This is a genomic window from Tsukamurella sp. 1534 (assembly GCF_000312385.1).
Lineage (GTDB): Bacteria > Actinomycetota > Actinomycetes > Mycobacteriales > Mycobacteriaceae > Tsukamurella.
Genome location: NZ_HE997626.1, coordinates 1,921,104 through 1,936,958, shown reverse-complemented (window position 1 = coordinate 1,936,958; position 15,855 = coordinate 1,921,104). Strand labels below are relative to the sequence as shown.

Below are 15,855 nucleotides of genomic sequence, written 5' to 3'. Positions count from 1 at the left end.
CGGCCCGCGACAGAAGTCACGGACCGCCTGCGATCGGCTAGATTCCCGGGGAGGCGGGCCTGCCAGTTCCTAGTGGAACTGGCCCTCCTCGGTCGAACCCTTGAGCGCGGTGGTCGAGCTCTCCGGGTCGACGGTGGTGGCGATGCGGTCGAAGTAGCCGGCGCCGACCTCGCGCTGGTGCTTGGTGGCGGTGTAGCCCCGCTCCTCCGACGCGAACTCGCGCTCCTGCAGCTCGACGTACGCCGACATCTGGTTGCGGGCGTAGCCGTAGGCCAGGTCGAACATCGAGTAGTTGAGGGCGTGGAAGCCGGCCAGCGTGATGAACTGGAACTTGAAGCCCATGGCGCCCAGCTCGTTCTGGAACTTCGCGATGGTCGCGTCGTCCAGGTGCTGCTTCCAGTTGAAGGACGGCGAGCAGTTGTAGGCCAGCAGCTGGTCGGGGAACTCCGACTTGACCGACTCGGCGAACTTCTTGGCCAGCTCGAGATCCGGGGTGCCGGTCTCCATCCAGATCAGGTCGGCGTACGGGGCGTAGGCCTTGGCACGCGCGATGCAGGGCTCGATGCCGTTCTTGACGTTGTAGAAGCCCTCGGCGGTGCGCTCACCGGTGACGAACGGCTTGTCGCGGTCGTCGACGTCCGAGGTGATCAGGGTGGCGGCCTCGGCGTCGGTGCGCGCGATCACCACGGTGGGGGTGTTCGACACGTCGGCGGCCAGGCGGGCCGAGCTCAGGGTGCGGATGTGCTGCTGGGTGGGGATGAGCACCTTGCCACCGAGGTGGCCGCACTTCTTCTCCGAGGCCAGCTGGTCCTCCCAGTGGGTGCCGGCGGCACCCGCGGTGATCATGGCCTTCTGCAGCTCGTAGACGTTCAGGGCGCCACCGAAGCCGGCCTCGCCGTCCGCGACGATCGGGACGAGCCAGTTGTCGATCGAGTCGTCGCCCTCGACGCGGCTGATCTCGTCGGCGCGGAGCAGCGCGTTGTTGATGCGGCGCACGACGGCCGGGACCGAGTTGGCCGGGTACAGCGACTGGTCGGGGTAGGTGTGGCCCGAGAGGTTCGCGTCACCGGCGACCTGCCAGCCGGAGAGGTAGATGGCCTTGAGGCCGGCGCGCACCTGCTGCACGGCCATGTTGCCGGTGAGGGCACCCAGGGCGTTGATGTAGCTGTCGTCGCCCTTGGTCACGCCCTCCCAGAGGATCTCGGCGCCACGCTTCGCGAGGGTGTTCTCCTCGACGACGGAGCCCTGGAGCTCCGCGACCTGCTCGGCGGTGTAGTCGCGCTTGACGCCCTTCCAACGCGGGTTGGTGTCCCAATCCTGCTGGATCTCGGCGGCGGTCCTCGGCTGTCCGACGGTGCTCATTAGCTCCCCGTTCTTAAGTTGCGTCAGTTGAATCTGATCGGCGACCGGCTCCCTGAGGGCTGCGAATCGGAGCCAAGCGGCGAACCCGATTCGCGGTTCCGGCGTATCGCCCTCACACACTGTGCCACACGCAAAGCCGCAGGCCAAGGCGTCCGAGAATGCCAAAGCGGGCTAGGAATCCCTCCCCAACTTGCGAAGGTTGCGAAGAACACGGGCGACGCATCGCGCAAAAAAGTACGCCCGTACTGGGATTTTGTGGGTGCGCGCCGCCGGGCCGCCCGGCCGGATCCCGCCCGACGGTGCCGCGCCCGTCGCCCGGGAACCGCGGGACGCCTGTGATGCACCTCACTGCGAAGTGCGCGATGAAGCCGGCGAACCCGCCGGTAGCTGGGACTCCCCGACTAAGCTTCGCCGCATGTCCAAGACCTTCGTCGGCGCCCGTCTGCGCGGACTCCGCAAGGAACGCGGGCTGTCGCAGGCGTCGCTGGCGGAGGCGCTGGAGATCTCCCCGTCGTACCTGAACCAGATCGAGCACGACGTGCGGCCGCTCAGTGTGCCGGTGCTCCTGAAGATCACCGACGTGTTCGGCGTGGACACCTCCTTCTTCAACTCGCAGGACCAGACGCGGCTCATCGCCGAGCTGCGCGAGGTGACGATGGACGTGGACGCCCCCACCAGCACCGAGGAGCTGTCGGAGTTGGCCCGCGACCACCCCGGGTTCGCCCGCGCCATGGTGGCGCTGCACCGCCGCTACCTGGGCGCCGCGGATCAGCTGGCGCAGGTCACCGACGGGCGCAACGACCCCGGCGCCCGCGGCGCCATCCCGAACCCGCACGAGGAGGTCCGCGAGTTCTTCTACCAGCGGCAGAACTACTTCCACGAGTTGGACGTCGCGGCGGAGGAGCTCACCGCGCGCATGCGCATGCACAACGCGGACGTGCGCCACGAGATCGTCACCCGGCTCGAGGCCGTGCACAACGTCTCGATCCGGCGCCGCGTCGACCTCGGCGAGATGGTGCTGCACCGCTACGACCCGCGCACCCGGGTGCTGGAGATCTCGCGGCACCTGTCCGTGGGGCAGCAGGTGTTCAAGATGGCCGCCGAGCTCGCGTACCTCGAGTGCGGGCGCGACATCGACGCCCTGATCGACGGGGCCGGGTTCGGTTCCGACGAGGCGCGCAGCCTGGCGAGACTGGGACTGGCGAACTACTACGCCGCGGCGGTCGTGCTGCCGTACACCCAGTTCCACGGCGCAGCTGAGGAATTCGAGTACGACATCGAGAGGCTGTCCGCGTTCTTCTCGGTGAGCTACGAGACGATCGCGCACCGGCTGTCCACGCTGCAGCGTCCCAACCTGCGCGGCGTGCCCCTGTCCTTCGTGCGCGTGGATCGCGCAGGCAACATGAGCAAGCGGCAGAGCTCCACGGGTTTCCACTTCTCCGCCTCGGGCGGCACCTGCCCGCTGTGGAACGTCTACGAGACGTTCGCGTGGCCCGGGAAGATCATCACGCAGATCGTCGAGATGCCCGACGGGCGCAACTACCTGTGGGTGGCGCGCACCGTCGAACGACGGGCCGCCCGGTACGGCCAGCCCGGCAAGACGTTCGCGATCGGGATCGGCTGCGAGCTGCGGCACGCGCACCGGCTCGTCTACGCCCGCGGGCTGAACCTCACGGACGTCAACGCGACCCCGATCGGCGCCGGTTGCCGGGTGTGCGAGCGCGCCGGCTGCCCGCAGCGGGCGTTCCCCGCGATCGGCAAGGCGCTCGACATCGACGAGCACCGGTCCACCGCCTCGCCGTACCTGGTCAGATAGGCCCGTCGAGTAGCGTCGAAGCATGACACCGCGCGTGACACCCGGCGGCCTCCGCCAGCTCGGCCCGATCAACTACGCGATCAGCAGGATCGGTGCGAAGGCGATCCGCGCCGACGACATGCACCTGTTCTCCACCCTCGGCCGCGGCAAACGGCTGTTCCTCGGCTGGCTCGGCTACTCCGGCATGCTCATGCCGTTCGGCGCGCTCAGGCGGAGCGAATCGGAGACGGTGATCGTGCGCGTCGCGCACCTGCGCGGGAACGCCTACGAGCTGGGGCACCACCGCCGGATCGGCGCGCAGGCCGGGCTCACCGACGCGCAGTTCGACGCGATCTTCGACGGCACGGGGTGGGACGAGCCGAGCGCGGCGCTGCTGGCCGCGGTCACCGAGATCGTCGAGACGAAGAACGTCACGGATGCGACGTGGGGGCGCCTGGCCGAGTTCTACCCGGACCGGAAACTGGTGGAGATCGCGCTGCTGACCACCAATTACGACGGCCTGGCCACCACGATCGACGTCCTCGGCATCACGCCCGAGCGGTAGCGCTCCCGAGATCCGGGTCCTGCGGCGGTGCGAGGCAGGAATCGGCCTCGCCCGTCCGCAGAACCCGCATCCGGGAACCACTTCCGTCAGCGCGCGGCCAGGTAGTCCGGGCGGCGCGCGTCGGCGGCGAACGGCTCACCGAGCGCGTTCGAGACCGCGTTGAACACCACGAACAGGTTCGACCGCGGGTACGGGGAGATGTTCCCCGCCGAGGCGTGCAGGCAGTTGCAGTCGAAGTACAGCGCCGATCCGGCGCCGCCGGTCACCTGCTCGATGCCGAACGTCTCGGCCATCGACGCGATGTCGCACTCCTCCGGCGTGCCGAACGGCGGCCGGTAGGACTTCAGCGATTCACGGTGGTAGTCACCGGGAGTCGCGCCCACGCAGGACACGAACTTGCGGTGCGATCCGGGCATGATCATCAGCGGCCCGTTGAAGGGGGTGTTGGGCGTCAGCGACAGGGAGACGCTCACGGCGCGCGGAGACGGCATCCCGTCCTCGGCGTGCCAGGTCTCGAAATCGCTGTGCCAGTAGAACGGCCCGCCGGCGAAACCGGGCTTGAGGTTCACCCGGCTCTGATGCACGTACACGTCGTCGCCGAGCAGTTGGCGGGCCACGCCGGCCACGTCATCGCGGGCGATGATGTCCGCCACGAGCCCACTGAGCTCGTGGACCGCGAAGACCGAGCGGACGCTGCCGTCGGAGGTCTCGCGGATGAGGCGCTCGTCGTCGCCCAGTTCGACGGTCAGCCGGTCGATTTCGGAGCGGATGTCACCGAGGTCGCCGGCGTCGAGCACGTTCTCGACGCTGCGGAAGCCCCGTTCCGCGAAGGTGTTCACGGCGCCGTCGTCCCAGGGCCCGGAGCGCCCGGGCCAGATCACCGGGTCGTACCGGTCGTGGATCTCGCTGGTGGTGACGCGCGTGGGGTAGGGGTCGGTAAGCGTCGCAGAGTTGTTCATCGATACCTTCCGTCCGGGCAGTGCATTCTGTTTCGCACTGCGTGCCTTGCGGCGCGGACGCTCTACGGTGACCGATGCCCCTTCTCGACCCGGCGCCGTGGAACGAGTCCACGCCGCGACACCGACCATGCCAGGGGGCACGGCGCATGTCCAACCGGGAAGCGGTGACATCGATCCCACCGGAAGGATCGGCGAGCCCACGCAGTGGGACGCCGCGTGCGGTTCCGGCCAGAGCGACGACGGCGGCCCGGCACCGTCGAACGATGCCGGGCCGCCGCGACGGGCCTGTGCCTACTACAGGTTGATCATGTGGCCGGCGAGGCCGTGGATCGACTCCTGCAGGGCCTCCGAGAGGGTGGGGTGCGTGTGCACGTTGCGCGCGACCTCGTTGACCGTGAGATCCCACTTCTGCGCGAGGGTGAGCTCGGGCAGCAGCTCGGAGACGTCCGGGCCGATGAGGTGGCCGCCCAGCAGCTCGCCGTACTTGGCGTCGGAGACCAGCTTGACGAAGCCGACGGCGTCGCCGAGGCCCTGCGCCTTGCCGTTCGCCGAGAACGGGAACGTGGCGGTCTTGACGTCGTGGCCCTCGTCCTTCGCCTGCTGCTCGGTGAGGCCGAACGAGGCCACCTGCGGCTGGCAGAAGGTGGCGCGCGGCATCATCCGGTAGTCGCCCAGGGTCTGGGTCTCGGCGCCGGCGATGGTCTCGGCGGCCACGACGCCCTGCGCCTCGGCGACGTGCGCCAGCTGCAGCTTCGCGGTGACGTCGCCGATGGCGTACACGCCGGGCACGTTGGTGCGCATGTAGTCGTCGATGGCGATGGCGCCGCGCTCGGTGAGGGCGACGCCCGTCTTCTCCAGGCCGAAGCCCTCGACACGCGGCGCGAAGCCGATGCTCATGAGCACCTTGGACACGGTGAGCTCGCCGGCGCCCTTCGGCCCGGTGTACTTGACGACCACCTGGCCGCCCTGGTCGTCGACGGACTCGACCTTGGTGGAGGTCAGGATGTCCACGCCCAGCTTCTTGTACTGCTTGGCGATCTCCTTGGAGACGTCGGCGTCCTCGTTGGGCAGCGCGCGATCCAGGAACTCGACGATGGTGACCTTCACGCCGTAGTTGGCCAGCACGTAGGCGAACTCCATGCCGATGGCGCCGGCGCCGACGATCGCGATGGACTCCGGGAGGTCGCGGGTGAGGATCTGCTCCTCGTAGGTGACCACGTTGTCGGACAACTGGACGCCGGGCAGGAGGCGCACCGTCGAACCCGTGTCGATGATGACGTTGTCGGCGGTGACCGTCTGTTCGCCGACCTTGATGGTCTTGGCGTCGACGAACGTGCCGTACCCGTTGATCTCGGTGATCTTGTTCTTCTTCATCAGGAAGTGAACGCCCTTGACGATGCCCTCACTCACCTTGCGGCTGCGGTCGAACGCCGCGCCGAAGTCGAAGCTGACGTCGCCCGAGATGCCGAACAGCTTCGCCTTGTGATTGAAGGTGTGCGCCAGTTCGGCGTTCTTCAGGAGCGCCTTCGACGGGATGCAGCCCACGTTCAGGCACACACCGCCCCAGTACTTCTCCTCGATGACCGCGACCTTCTGCCCGAGTTGGGCGGCGCGAATTGCGGCGACGTAGCCTCCTGGGCCCGCGCCGAGTACAACAGTGTCAAAGTGATCAGCCACGTCGTTCAGCCTAGCCCTACTGTGGACGTCATGGACGAGTACGTATGGCTCGAAGAAGTGGAATCGACCACGGCCCTCGATTGGGCCCGTGACCGCAACGCCGCGAGCACGTCGCGCCTGGCCGGGCCGCGGTTCGAGGAGATCCAGTCGCGCGCGCTCGAGATCCTGGACACGGACCAGCGCATCCCCTATCCGGTGCGCCGCGGCGAGTACCTGTGGAACTTCTGGCGGGACGCCGAACACCCCTACGGGCTGTGGCGCCGCACCACGCTCGAGTCCTTCCGCACCGAGAGCCCGGAGTGGGAAGTCGTGATCGACGTCGACGCGCTCCGCGAGGCCGAGGGCGAGAACTGGGTCTGGGGCGGCGCGGCCGTCCTGCGGTCCGAGTCGCCCGACGGTGCGCGGTACGACCGCGCGCTCGTCTCGCTGTCGCGCGGGGGCGCGGACGCCACCGTGGTGCGCGAGTTCTCGATCTCCCGTCGGGAGTGGGTCGACGGTGCCGGCGACGGCTTCGAGTTGCCCGAGGCCAAGAGCCGGATCTCGTGGATCGACAAGGACACCGTGTACGTGGGCACCGACTTCGGCGCGGGCTCGCTCACCGAATCCGGGTACCCGCGGATCGTCAAGCGGTGGCGGCGGGGGACGCCGCTCGGGCACGCCGACACGATCTACGAGGGCCACGCGACCGACGTGTCGATCGGCGCCGGCTACGACGACACCCCCGGGTACGAGCGGCACTTCGTCTCCCGCGCGGTGGACTTCTACAACAGCGAGATCTACCTGTTGGATCCGGAGACGCTCGCGCTGGAGCGGATCGACGTGCCGACGGACGCGGACACCGACGTCCACGAGTCGCGGCTGCTGGTGCGGCCGAAGACGGCGTGGGAGTTGCCGTCGGGCACCGTCGGCCCCGGCGCGCTGGTGGCCTTCGACCTGGACGACTACCGGTCCGGCGGCCGCGACTTCACGACGATCTTCACCCCGGACGCGCACACCGCGCTGGCCGGATACGCGTGGACCCGGTCGTACCTGCTGTTGTCGACGATGCGGGACGTGCGGTCGGAGCTGCACACGCTGGAACCCGGCACCTGGGAGGAGCGGGAGACCCGCGGCTTCCCCGAGCTGGCGGAGATCGGCGTGTACTTCACCGACCCGCGGGAATCGGACGAGATCTTCGCCACCGCAAGCGGTTTCACGCTACCGCCCACGCTGCTGCACGGCACGGCGGGCGGCGAGGTGGCGCCGCTCAAGTCGGCGCCCGCGTTCTACGACGCCGAGGGCGTGACGTCCGAGCAGTTCTTCGCCACCAGCGAGGACGGCACGCGGATCCCGTACTTCGTGGTGCGCCGTCCGCAGGACGGCCCGCAGCCGACGTTGCTGTACGGCTACGGCGGCTTCGAGATCTCGCTGACGCCGGACTACACGCCGATCTCCGGCGCCTCCTGGATCGAGCGCGGCGGCGTGTACGTGCTGGCCAACATCCGCGGCGGTGGAGAGTACGGCCCGCAGTGGCACACCGCGGCGCTCAAGGAGAACCGGCTGCGGTCGTACGAGGACTTCGCGGCGGTGGCGAAGGACCTCGTCGCGCGGGGGATCACCACCCGCGGGCAGTTGGGCGCGCAGGGCGGCAGCAACGGCGGCCTGCTCATGGGCGTGATGTACACGCGGTACCCGGAGTTGTTCGGCGCCATCGTCTGTCAGGTTCCGCTGCTGGACATGCGGCGCTACAACCGGCTGCTGGCGGGGGCCTCGTGGGTGGCCGAGTACGGCGATCCCGACGATCCCGCGCAATGGGCGTACATCAGCGAGTACTCGCCGTACCAGAACCTTCCCGCCGCAGACGCGGACCTTCCGGCGCTCCTGGTGACCACGTCGACGCGGGACGACCGGGTGCACCCCGGGCACGCCCGCAAGTTCGTGGCCGCACTGCAGGACCGCGGCATCGGCGTGGAGTACTACGAGAACATCGAGGGCGGGCACGGCGGCGCGGCCGACAACAAGCAGGCCGCGTTCAAGTCCGCCCTGGCGTACGAATTCCTCTGGCGCGAACTGGGAGGTGCACGATGATCGCGGCGTTCTCGATCAGCCCAATGGGCGGGGACCAGGAGGACGGCGACGGTGGCGTCGCCGCGGCGGTGGCGGAGGCGGTCGCCATCGTCCGGGCGAGCGGCCTGCCGAACGAGACCAACGCGATGTTCACCAACATCGAGGGCGAGTGGGACGAGGTGATGGGCGTGATCAAGGCCTGCGTGGACCGCCTCGCCGAGACCGCACCGCGGGTCTCACTCGTGGTCAAGTGCGACATCCGCCCGGGGCACACCGGGCAATTGGCCTCGAAGGTGGAGCGGGTCGAGCGTCACCTGCGCTGAAAGCGGGCCTCGATGCCGAACGGCTCGTCGAGCGCGAAGCGGCCGGGACCGGCGCCCACCAGGGCGAGCAGCACCAGCAGCAGGAGCCATTCGGGGCTGTAGAAGAACTGGCTGAGGAAGCCGGTGGGCGTGGTGGACGCCTCCATCGCGGCGGGCCACACGGAGTAGAAGATCGCTCCCGCCATCGTCACTGCGAGGCCCGCCGCGGCGATCCGGGTGAGCAGCCCCAGCACGAGGAGCGCGCCGAGGATCAGCTCCGCCCACGCCGTGGCCGTCGACGCGAGGTCGGGCTCGGGGATGCCCCAGCCCGCGAAGTCGGCGGCGAACTTCTTCGGGTTCGCCGCCTTCCCCCAGCCGCTGAGGAAGAACATCACCCCGACACTCGCCCGCGCCACCACCAGCCACAGATCCCTCGCGCTGTCCACAGCGTCGAAGGTACGGAAGGCGGAACTCCGGCGCAGCCGACGCGGCCGGTTCCGGCTACGCCCGGCGCCGGGCGAGCGTCAGGACCACGAGCACCCCGGCGGCGCCCGCGAACAGCGCGGACCACACCGCTGCGGCGGCCAGGCCGCCGGCGAAGTAGACGGACCCGATCACCGACACCCCGATCGCGCTGCCCACCTGGAACATCGTGGTGACGACGCCGCTCGCCTCCGGCGCCAGGCCGGGCGCGACGGACCGCAGCGAGAGCGTGAGGATCGGGCCGAACATCGCGCCGGTCCCGGTCCCCAGGATCAGCAGCGCGAGCGCGAACCCAAGTCCCACCGAGGACGATCGTCCCGCCCACCACAGCAGGAGGTCGCCGGCCACGATCACCACGGCGCCGAGCGCGACGAGCGGCCCCAGCAGCCGTGGCGGCAGCCGCTTCCAACCGACGGTGACCGCGAGGAAACCCGGGGTGAAGAACAGGAACCACAGCCCGGACCCCAGCGGTCCGTACCCGTGCTCGTCCTGGAGGAACAGCGTGGTGGCGAAGAGGAACCCGGCGTAGTTCGCGAACACCAGCAGCACCACCGCGATCGCGGCGGGGAATCCCCTCGAGCGCAGCAGGCCCGCGGAGACGAGCGGGCTCCCTCCGCGGCGTGCGACCGCCCGCTCCACCCCGGCGAAGACGCCGAGCGCCGGAGCCGCGAGCGCGAGGAGCACGAGCACCCAGGGCGCCCAACCGTAGTCACGGCCGAACGTCAGCGGCGCGATGAGCAGCAACAACGCCGCGGCACCGGCGGCGACGCCGCCGGGATCCATCCGCGTCCCCGGATCACCCTCGTCCGCCGCGAAGTACCGGCAGAGCGCCACCAGGAGCGCCAGCCCGATCGGCAGATTCACCAAGAAGACCAGACGCCAGCCGAGGCCCGCCACGTCGAGGGCGACGAGCAGGCCTCCGCCGACCTGACCGACGATGAAGCCGCCGGCGGTGGTGAGACTGAACATCGAGAGGGCGCGCGCCAACCCGGGACCGGCGTAGCTCCGCTGGATCAGGCTCATGACCTGCGGCATGATCGCGGCCGCCGTCATGCCCTGCACCGCCCTCGCGGCGACGAGGACGACCGCGTCGGGCGCGAGACCGCAGGCGACGGAGGCGACGACGAAGCCCACGGTCGCCGCGCGCAGCGTGCGGACGTGACCGTACCGGGCCCCCAACCGGGAGCCCGTGATGATGAGCGAGCCGTACGCGAGCAGGTAGCCGCCCACCACGAACTGCAACTGCGTCGGGGTCGCGGGGAGGTTCCGCGCGATGGACGGCGCAGCGACGTTGACGATCGTCGCGTCGATCATCGGCATCGTTGAGAACCCCAACAGGGCAAGGAGTTTCGTGACACCTCCGTACGACGACGATGGGGCGGTGTCGGTTTCCCGGGCGGCGGTGCGGTTCACGGACACCACTCTCCGCACCGGCACGGAGCCGCACCAGGAGGCGGATCATCCTGGTACCGCCACCACCACCCGCGCCGGGCCGCACGCCATGACAATCCGCGGGATCCGCGGAATGCTGTCCGAGTGAGTGGCGAACGGAGCAGCGAGCTGGGCGCCTTCCTGCGCGCCCGGCGCGACGCGCTGCCCCCGGAGGCCGTCGGCCTTCCCCGAACCGGGCCCCGTCGAGTACCCGGCCTACGGCGGGAGGAGGTCGCGGCGCTCGCCGGTGTCGGCCTGACCTGGTACACGTGGCTCGAACAGGGGCGGCGGATCTCGGTGTCCACGCAGGTCCTCGACGCCCTCGCGCGGCTGTTCCGGCTCACGGGCGAGGAGCACGACTACCTCTACCGCGTCGCCGGCGTGCCCGCCGCCCGGAGCGCCGGCGATGCGGACGGCGTCGTGGAGATCGACGCCGTCACCCGGCGGGTGCTCGACCGGTTCGGCACCACGCCCGCCGCCGTCTTCACCGAGAGGTACGACCTGATCTCGGCGAGCGAGGGCTTCCGCCTGGTGTTCCGGGGCATCGCAGGCAACACCGGGCTGGACCGGAACGCGCTCTACAAGATGGGCCGCGCCGCCGACACCCGGCACCCCGTCACCGACCCCGACTACCTCGCGGCGATGGTCACACAGGTCCGCCATGCGTACGGCCGGCACGTCGGCGAACCCGAATGGGAGCGCTTCATCACCGCGATCACGGGCAGCAGCCGCGTGATCGCGGCGGCGTGGGAATCGCAGGAGGTCGGCCACTTCCCCGGCGAGCACCGCTTCCACTGTCCGCCGATCGGGTGGATCAGGTTCAGCAGCGCGCGCTACCTCCTCGACCGGTTCGACGGCTCCTTCCTCACCGTCTACCTCCCCGCCGACGAGGAAGCGGAACAGCGGTTCGCCGAGGTGGTCCGCCACGGAGGCGTCAGCTTCACGTGAAACCCCAGCTCATGTCATACTGTGACGCATGTTGCTGAAGAGGCGCCAGATGCTCGTGGGGCTCGCCGCGGTGCCCGCTGCGGCCGTCGCCTCCTCGATCGTGCTTCCCCGGGCCGCGGCCGCGGACGCCGACAGGGCGCTCCTCGACGCCGCGGTCGCCGGCGTGCCGGGCACCCGCGAGGTGATCACAGTGGCCGCACCGTCGATGTCCTCCACCGACGTGCAGGTGTCCGCGTGGGCCGTGATGGAGCGGGGCTGGACCAAGGTCTACGGCCCGATCCCCGGCAAGGTCGGGCAGCAGGGCATCGGCGAGGGCAAGGACGGCGTGCCGCGCACCCCGTTCGGCGTCTTCAAGCTGGACCTCGCGTTCGGCCGCCAGGACAACCCCGGCACGGCGCTGCCGTACACCACGGTGACGAACCAGCACTGGTGGGACGGGAACGTGAACTCCCCCACCTACGACCGCATGGTCACCCGGCCCACGAGCCCCGGCCCGGAGAGCGAGAACCTCTACGACGCCGGCCCGGTGTACGACTACGCGGTGCATTTCGACAACAACCCGAGCCACACCCCGGGCAAGGGCGGCGCGATGTTCCTGCACGTCACCGACGGCAACCCGACGCTCGGCTGCGTCGCGATCAGCCGCGAGGCGATGATCGCGCTGCTGAAGTGGCTCTCGCCCGCCTTCACTCCGGTCCTGGTCACCGGTCAGGCCGGCTGAAGCAGCCTCGGTCCGCAGCCTCGGTGCGTTACTGCGGCGACACGCCGTGCGGGGCCCGCAGCAACCCACCGAGGATCGGAACGGACCCGACGGTGCGCCTCAGAGCCCGGACGCCCACTCCGACAGGGTGGGCACCACGGACTCGGGCGAGAGGACCCACTGGTTGTGGCCGAGCTCCCCGGGGATCCGGACGTGCGCGTGCGACGGGAACTTCTCCCCCACGTACCGCGACTGCCGGTCGCTCACCATCTGGTCGCCCCCGATCGCGATGGTGAGCACCGGCGTGCGGGTGGCGGCGATCCGCGCCTCGTAGTCGATGTCGGCGCCGTCCACGTTGAAGTCGCCCGTCTGCACCAGGTGGTCGAAGTCGCGGACGATGCCCTTGGGCACCTCGCCGAGCCCGTCCGGGCCGGACCAGTGGCCCCGTCGGGCCGAGGCGCGCGCGGCCACCGACGTCCCGATGCGCCGCGCCGCGCCGCCGAGCCCGTCGAGTTTGTAGTAGCCGGTGCCGCACGCGATCAGCGCGACCCCCGCGAGGTTGCGCCGCGCGCGGGCCGCGTACATGACGCCCATCAGCCCACCGAGGCTGTGGCCCACCAGGATCCGCGGCGCGGAGGGGAACTTCTGCCGCACCAGGGCGGAGACCGCGGGGTAGTCCTCGACCACCACGTCCTGGAACCCGTGCGCGCCGCCGGCACCGCGCGGCCGGGAGTCGCCCTGACCGCGCAGCTCGGACGCGACGGCGTTGAAACCGGCGTCGACGAGGGCGCGCCCCATGTCGTCGAAGTAGCCCGCGGGCACGTTGACGCCGGGCCACAGCAGGAAGCACGGCGCCGCGGGGTCGGGTCCGCGGAAGATGCGGACGGGGTTCGTGGTCCCGTCCTTGTAGGTCAGCGTGGCGACGGTGGGCCGCCGGCCCGCGGAGGCGGGCGTGGTCACCAGCGCTGCTCCGCGCGCCGCGCGGCGACGGCGCCGAGGCCCCCGAAGATCAGCCCGATGAGCGCGAGCGCGCCGCCGACCGCGGCCTCGGTCGCGATCCACGGGTTGAGACTCTGGGTGACCTGCGCGACGGCCGCGTCGAGCACCGTCGGGCTGAGGCCGCCGGTGCCGCCCCGGCCCGTCACGTACGACGGGGCAACGACGCACAGCATCCACGTGACGCCGGCCGCGACCGCGACCCCGAGCCCCAGGTAGAACAGCATGAACCCGCGACGGTGCGCGGCCAGCAGCGCCAGTAGCGCGGACACGACGGCGATCAGCGGCGCCGCCCAGGCGGCCGTGCTGATGCCGTCGGCGACGCTCGCGTACCGGCCCGCACGGAACAGGTCGCGGTTGGCGCCGGTGCCGGAGAGGTCGATGGTCACCCGCTCCGGGACGTCGACCTTGACGTTGTTGGCGGCGGCCACGTCACGGATCATCGGCGCCAGGTCGATCTCCGCGGTGGTGGCGCCGCGCAGCCGCTGTTCCGCGGTGGGCCGGACCAGCAGCCAGGTGTGCACCTGCCCGATGGCCTCGGTGAACGCCCCCGGGAACTGCGGGCCGTGGGTGTAGCTGGAGACGTACGGAGTGATCGCGTCCAGCGGCGGCCGCGCGTCGCCCTGCTCGGTGAGCAGCCGCTGCACCTGCTGGGAGATCTCCTGCGCCATCGCATCCTGTACGCCCTGGTCGCGCCCGAGGGGCTCCATGAGCTGCATGAACTGCGCCCGGTCGACGACGTGCCGGTTCGCCCAGTTGGCGGGGACCGCCACGAACGTCGCGCCGATGGCGACGAGAACGAGGAGGAAGGCCGTCAGTGAACGCACGGCGACAACGCTACTCGACGATCCCGACCCACTCGCTCCGCTCCCGGCACCGTCGATCGCTCCGGCACCGTCAGTCGCTGATCAGGTCCTTGCCACGCCCGACGATCAGCGGGTCCGGCACCCCGACCACCTCGTGGTCCTTGTTGTCGTAATCGAACTTGCTGAGGATGTAACGCATCGCGTTGAGCCGGGCGCGCTTCTTGTCGTTGCTCTTCACCACGGTCCACGGCGCGTAATCGGTGTCCGTGGCGGCGAACACCTCCTCCTTCGCGGCCGTGTAGTCGTCCCACTTGTCCAGCGAGGCGAGGTCCATCGGCGAGAGTTTCCACTGCCGCACCGGGTCGATCTGCCGGATCGCGAAGCGCGTGCGCTGCTCCAGCTGGGTCACGGAGAACCAGAACTTGGTGAGCACGATGCCGTCCTCGACGAGCATCTTCTCGAACAGGGGCACCTGGTGCTCCCAGCGCTCGTGCTGCTCCTCCGAGCAGAAGCCCATCACCCGCTCGACGCCGCCGCGGTTGTACCAGGAGCGGTCGAACAGGACGATCTCGCCGTTGGTCGGGAAGTGGTCGATGTAGCGCTGGAAGTACCACTCGCCCGCCTCCCGCTCGGTGGGCTTCACGAGCGCCACGACGCGGGCGCCGCGGGGGTTCATGTGCTCGGTGAAGCGCTTGATGGTGCCGCCCTTGCCGGCGGCGTCGCGGCCCTCGAACACGATGATCAGCCGCTGCCCGGTGTCCTTGACCCAGCGCTGCAGCTTGAGCAGCTCGATCTGCAGCAGGCGCTTGTCGCGCTCGTACTCCGAGCGCCGCATCCGCTCCGCGTAGGGGTATCCCTCGCGCCACGTGTCCACGACGTGCCGCTCCGGCGTGAGCAGCACCGGGTCGTCGTCATCGTCGTCGTTGACCGAGAAGCCCTCGGTCGCCCTCAGGTCGACGATCTGCTGCAGCGCTTCGCGCCCGCTGACCGCGCTGAGGTCGATGCCCACGGGAAGATCGAGATCCATCACGCGACGAAGCGTAAGTGCGAGCGGGGTCCGGGCGGTGAACTATGCGTGAACGCGAGACGTCCCGCCCCGGCGTAAAGTGGCGACGATGCCTACCACCCGAACCCGCGGCCGCCGCCGCGCCGAACACCTCGGCCCCGAGCGCCGCCGCCCGCAGGTTCTCGACGCCGCGCTCGAGATCGCCGCCCGCGACGGCCTCAGCGCCGTCACGATCGGCACCGTCGCCGACCGGCTGCAGGTCACCCGCCCCGTGATCTACTCCTGCTATCCGGATCGCGTCGCGCTCATCACCGAGCTGCTGGACCGCGAGACCGAGCGGATGATGACGTACGTCCTCGCGGCACTGCACAACGCGCACGGCGAGGATCCCGAGCGCGCCTTCGTGATCGGCTTCCAGAACCTCCTGGCCGCCGTGAACGAGCGCGCCGACACCTGGCAGCTGCTGTTCTCGGGCGTCACCGATCCCGAAGTGGTGCACCGCGTTCGCGAGGCCCGCGCCACCCTCGCGAAGCAGGCCGAGGAGTGGATCCGCCCGGCCCTCACCCGCTGGTGGGACATGCAGGGGCTGGAGGCGAAGCTGCCGATGCTCATGGAGCTGTTCGTCTCCGCCTGCGAGGCCGCGGTGCGCACCATGCTGGCGGACCGCCCGGACGACGCCGGACCCGAGTGGCGCGGCGATTCGGAGCGGATCGGCGAGTTCTACGGCAGGGCCATCTGCCGCGCCTTCTACGGCGCCTGAGCGCGCCCCGGGACAGCGC

Annotated in this window: 16 protein-coding genes; 8 read left to right on the top strand and 8 right to left on the bottom strand. The window is 70.1% G+C overall.

The window, feature by feature from the left end:
- Positions 1-69: 69 nt before the first annotated feature.
- Positions 70-1,362, bottom strand: coding sequence for an isocitrate lyase (gene aceA / locus BN39_RS09315; RefSeq protein WP_019202120.1), 1,293 nt, complete (start codon positions 1,360-1,362; stop codon positions 70-72).
- Positions 1,363-1,777: 415 nt separating this feature from the next.
- Here aceA and ramB point away from each other — a divergent pair, with 415 nt between their 5' ends.
- Positions 1,778-3,178, top strand: a complete 1,401-nt coding sequence (gene ramB / locus BN39_RS09310) for an acetate metabolism transcriptional regulator RamB (RefSeq protein WP_019202119.1) — start codon at positions 1,778-1,780, stop codon at positions 3,176-3,178.
- Between the two features lie 22 nt (positions 3,179-3,200).
- On the top strand, positions 3,201-3,722 hold the full coding sequence (locus BN39_RS09305) for a carboxymuconolactone decarboxylase family protein (RefSeq protein ID WP_019202118.1): 522 nt from the start codon (positions 3,201-3,203) through the stop codon (positions 3,720-3,722).
- An 86-nt stretch (positions 3,723-3,808) separates the two neighbouring features.
- Here the strand turns inward: BN39_RS09305 and thpD are convergent, their stop codons facing one another.
- Positions 3,809-4,681 carry an ectoine hydroxylase gene (gene thpD / locus BN39_RS09300; protein WP_019202117.1) on the bottom strand — a complete coding sequence of 291 codons (873 nt, stop codon included), beginning with the start codon at positions 4,679-4,681 and terminating at the stop codon, positions 3,809-3,811.
- A 294-nt stretch (positions 4,682-4,975) separates the two neighbouring features.
- Complete coding sequence (gene lpdA, locus BN39_RS09295; RefSeq protein WP_040766096.1) at positions 4,976-6,358, bottom strand: dihydrolipoyl dehydrogenase; 1,383 nt, start codon at positions 6,356-6,358, stop codon at positions 4,976-4,978.
- A 30-nt stretch (positions 6,359-6,388) separates the two neighbouring features.
- Here lpdA and BN39_RS09290 point away from each other — a divergent pair, with 30 nt between their 5' ends.
- Positions 6,389-8,425 carry a prolyl oligopeptidase family protein gene (locus BN39_RS09290; protein ID WP_040767194.1) on the top strand — a complete coding sequence of 679 codons (2,037 nt, stop codon included), beginning with the start codon at positions 6,389-6,391 and terminating at the stop codon, positions 8,423-8,425.
- The gene (locus BN39_RS09285; RefSeq protein ID WP_019202114.1) at positions 8,422-8,727 is read left to right on the top strand and encodes a thiamine-binding protein; all 306 of its coding nucleotides are present in this window, start codon (positions 8,422-8,424) and stop codon (positions 8,725-8,727) included. Before BN39_RS09290 ends, BN39_RS09285 begins: the two co-directional genes overlap by 4 nt.
- Here the strand turns inward: BN39_RS09285 and BN39_RS22200 are convergent.
- A complete protein-coding gene (locus tag BN39_RS22200) occupies positions 8,715-9,152 on the bottom strand; it encodes a DoxX family protein (protein ID WP_019202113.1) in 438 nt (145 codons plus the stop codon). The genes BN39_RS09285 and BN39_RS22200 overlap by 13 nt on opposite strands.
- A gap of 55 nt (positions 9,153-9,207) precedes the next feature.
- A complete protein-coding gene (locus BN39_RS09275) occupies positions 9,208-10,503 on the bottom strand; it encodes an MFS transporter (protein WP_019202112.1) in 1,296 nt (431 codons plus the stop codon).
- 67 nt (positions 10,504-10,570) lie between these two features.
- On the opposite strand from BN39_RS09275, the gene BN39_RS23450 reads away from it, so the two are divergent.
- Genes BN39_RS23450 through BN39_RS09265 form a run of 3 tightly spaced genes read left to right on the top strand, consistent with a single transcriptional unit; the run spans position 10,571 to position 12,289 of the window.
- Entirely contained in the window at positions 10,571-10,729 is a 159-nt protein-coding gene (locus BN39_RS23450) for a hypothetical protein (protein ID WP_019202111.1), read from the top strand.
- The gene (locus BN39_RS09270) at positions 10,726-11,568 is read left to right on the top strand and encodes a helix-turn-helix transcriptional regulator (RefSeq protein ID WP_019202110.1); all 843 of its coding nucleotides are present in this window, start codon (positions 10,726-10,728) and stop codon (positions 11,566-11,568) included. The genes BN39_RS23450 and BN39_RS09270 overlap by 4 nt, the downstream gene beginning before the upstream one ends.
- 28 nt (positions 11,569-11,596) lie before the next feature.
- Positions 11,597-12,289, top strand: coding sequence for a L,D-transpeptidase (locus tag BN39_RS09265; protein WP_040766095.1), 693 nt, complete (start codon positions 11,597-11,599; stop codon positions 12,287-12,289).
- Between the two features lie 99 nt (positions 12,290-12,388).
- Here the strand turns inward: BN39_RS09265 and BN39_RS09260 are convergent, their stop codons facing one another.
- The 3 genes from BN39_RS09260 to ppk2 all read right to left on the bottom strand — a co-directional run bounded on the left by BN39_RS09260 (position 12,389) and on the right by ppk2 (position 15,097).
- Positions 12,389-13,228 (bottom strand): alpha/beta fold hydrolase, encoded by an 840-nt coding sequence (locus BN39_RS09260; RefSeq protein ID WP_019202108.1) that lies wholly within the window; start codon positions 13,226-13,228, stop codon positions 12,389-12,391.
- Positions 13,225-14,091: a hypothetical protein gene (locus BN39_RS09255; protein WP_019202107.1), complete on the bottom strand. Its 867-nt coding sequence runs from the start codon at positions 14,089-14,091 to the stop codon at positions 13,225-13,227. The genes BN39_RS09260 and BN39_RS09255 overlap by 4 nt, the downstream gene beginning before the upstream one ends.
- A gap of 70 nt (positions 14,092-14,161) precedes the next feature.
- Positions 14,162-15,097: a polyphosphate kinase 2 gene (gene ppk2 / locus BN39_RS09250; protein ID WP_019202106.1), complete on the bottom strand. Its 936-nt coding sequence runs from the start codon at positions 15,095-15,097 to the stop codon at positions 14,162-14,164.
- 88 nt (positions 15,098-15,185) lie between these two features.
- Between ppk2 and BN39_RS09245 the strand changes: the two genes are divergently transcribed.
- A complete protein-coding gene (locus BN39_RS09245; protein WP_040767176.1) occupies positions 15,186-15,836 on the top strand; it encodes a TetR/AcrR family transcriptional regulator in 651 nt (216 codons plus the stop codon).
- Positions 15,837-15,855: the final 19 nt, after the last annotated feature.

Excerpts from the sequence above, each read along its gene's own strand:
- aceA (WP_019202120.1), bottom strand. The coding sequence starts at position 1,362 with ATGAGCACCGTCGGACAGCCGAGGACCGCCGCCGAGATCCAGCAGGAT.
- ramB (WP_019202119.1), top strand. The coding sequence starts at position 1,778 with ATGTCCAAGACCTTCGTCGGCGCCCGTCTGCGCGGACTCCGCAAGGAA.
- BN39_RS09305 (WP_019202118.1), top strand. The coding sequence starts at position 3,201 with ATGACACCGCGCGTGACACCCGGCGGCCTCCGCCAGCTCGGCCCGATC.
- thpD (WP_019202117.1), bottom strand. The coding sequence starts at position 4,681 with ATGAACAACTCTGCGACGCTTACCGACCCCTACCCCACGCGCGTCACC.
- BN39_RS09290 (WP_040767194.1), top strand. The coding sequence starts at position 6,389 with ATGGACGAGTACGTATGGCTCGAAGAAGTGGAATCGACCACGGCCCTC.
- BN39_RS09285 (WP_019202114.1), top strand. The coding sequence starts at position 8,422 with ATGATCGCGGCGTTCTCGATCAGCCCAATGGGCGGGGACCAGGAGGAC.
- BN39_RS09275 (WP_019202112.1), bottom strand. The coding sequence starts at position 10,503 with ATGATCGACGCGACGATCGTCAACGTCGCTGCGCCGTCCATCGCGCGG.
- BN39_RS09265 (WP_040766095.1), top strand. The coding sequence starts at position 11,597 with ATGTTGCTGAAGAGGCGCCAGATGCTCGTGGGGCTCGCCGCGGTGCCC.
- ppk2 (WP_019202106.1), bottom strand. The coding sequence starts at position 15,097 with ATGGATCTCGATCTTCCCGTGGGCATCGACCTCAGCGCGGTCAGCGGG.
- BN39_RS09245 (WP_040767176.1), top strand. The coding sequence starts at position 15,186 with ATGCCTACCACCCGAACCCGCGGCCGCCGCCGCGCCGAACACCTCGGC.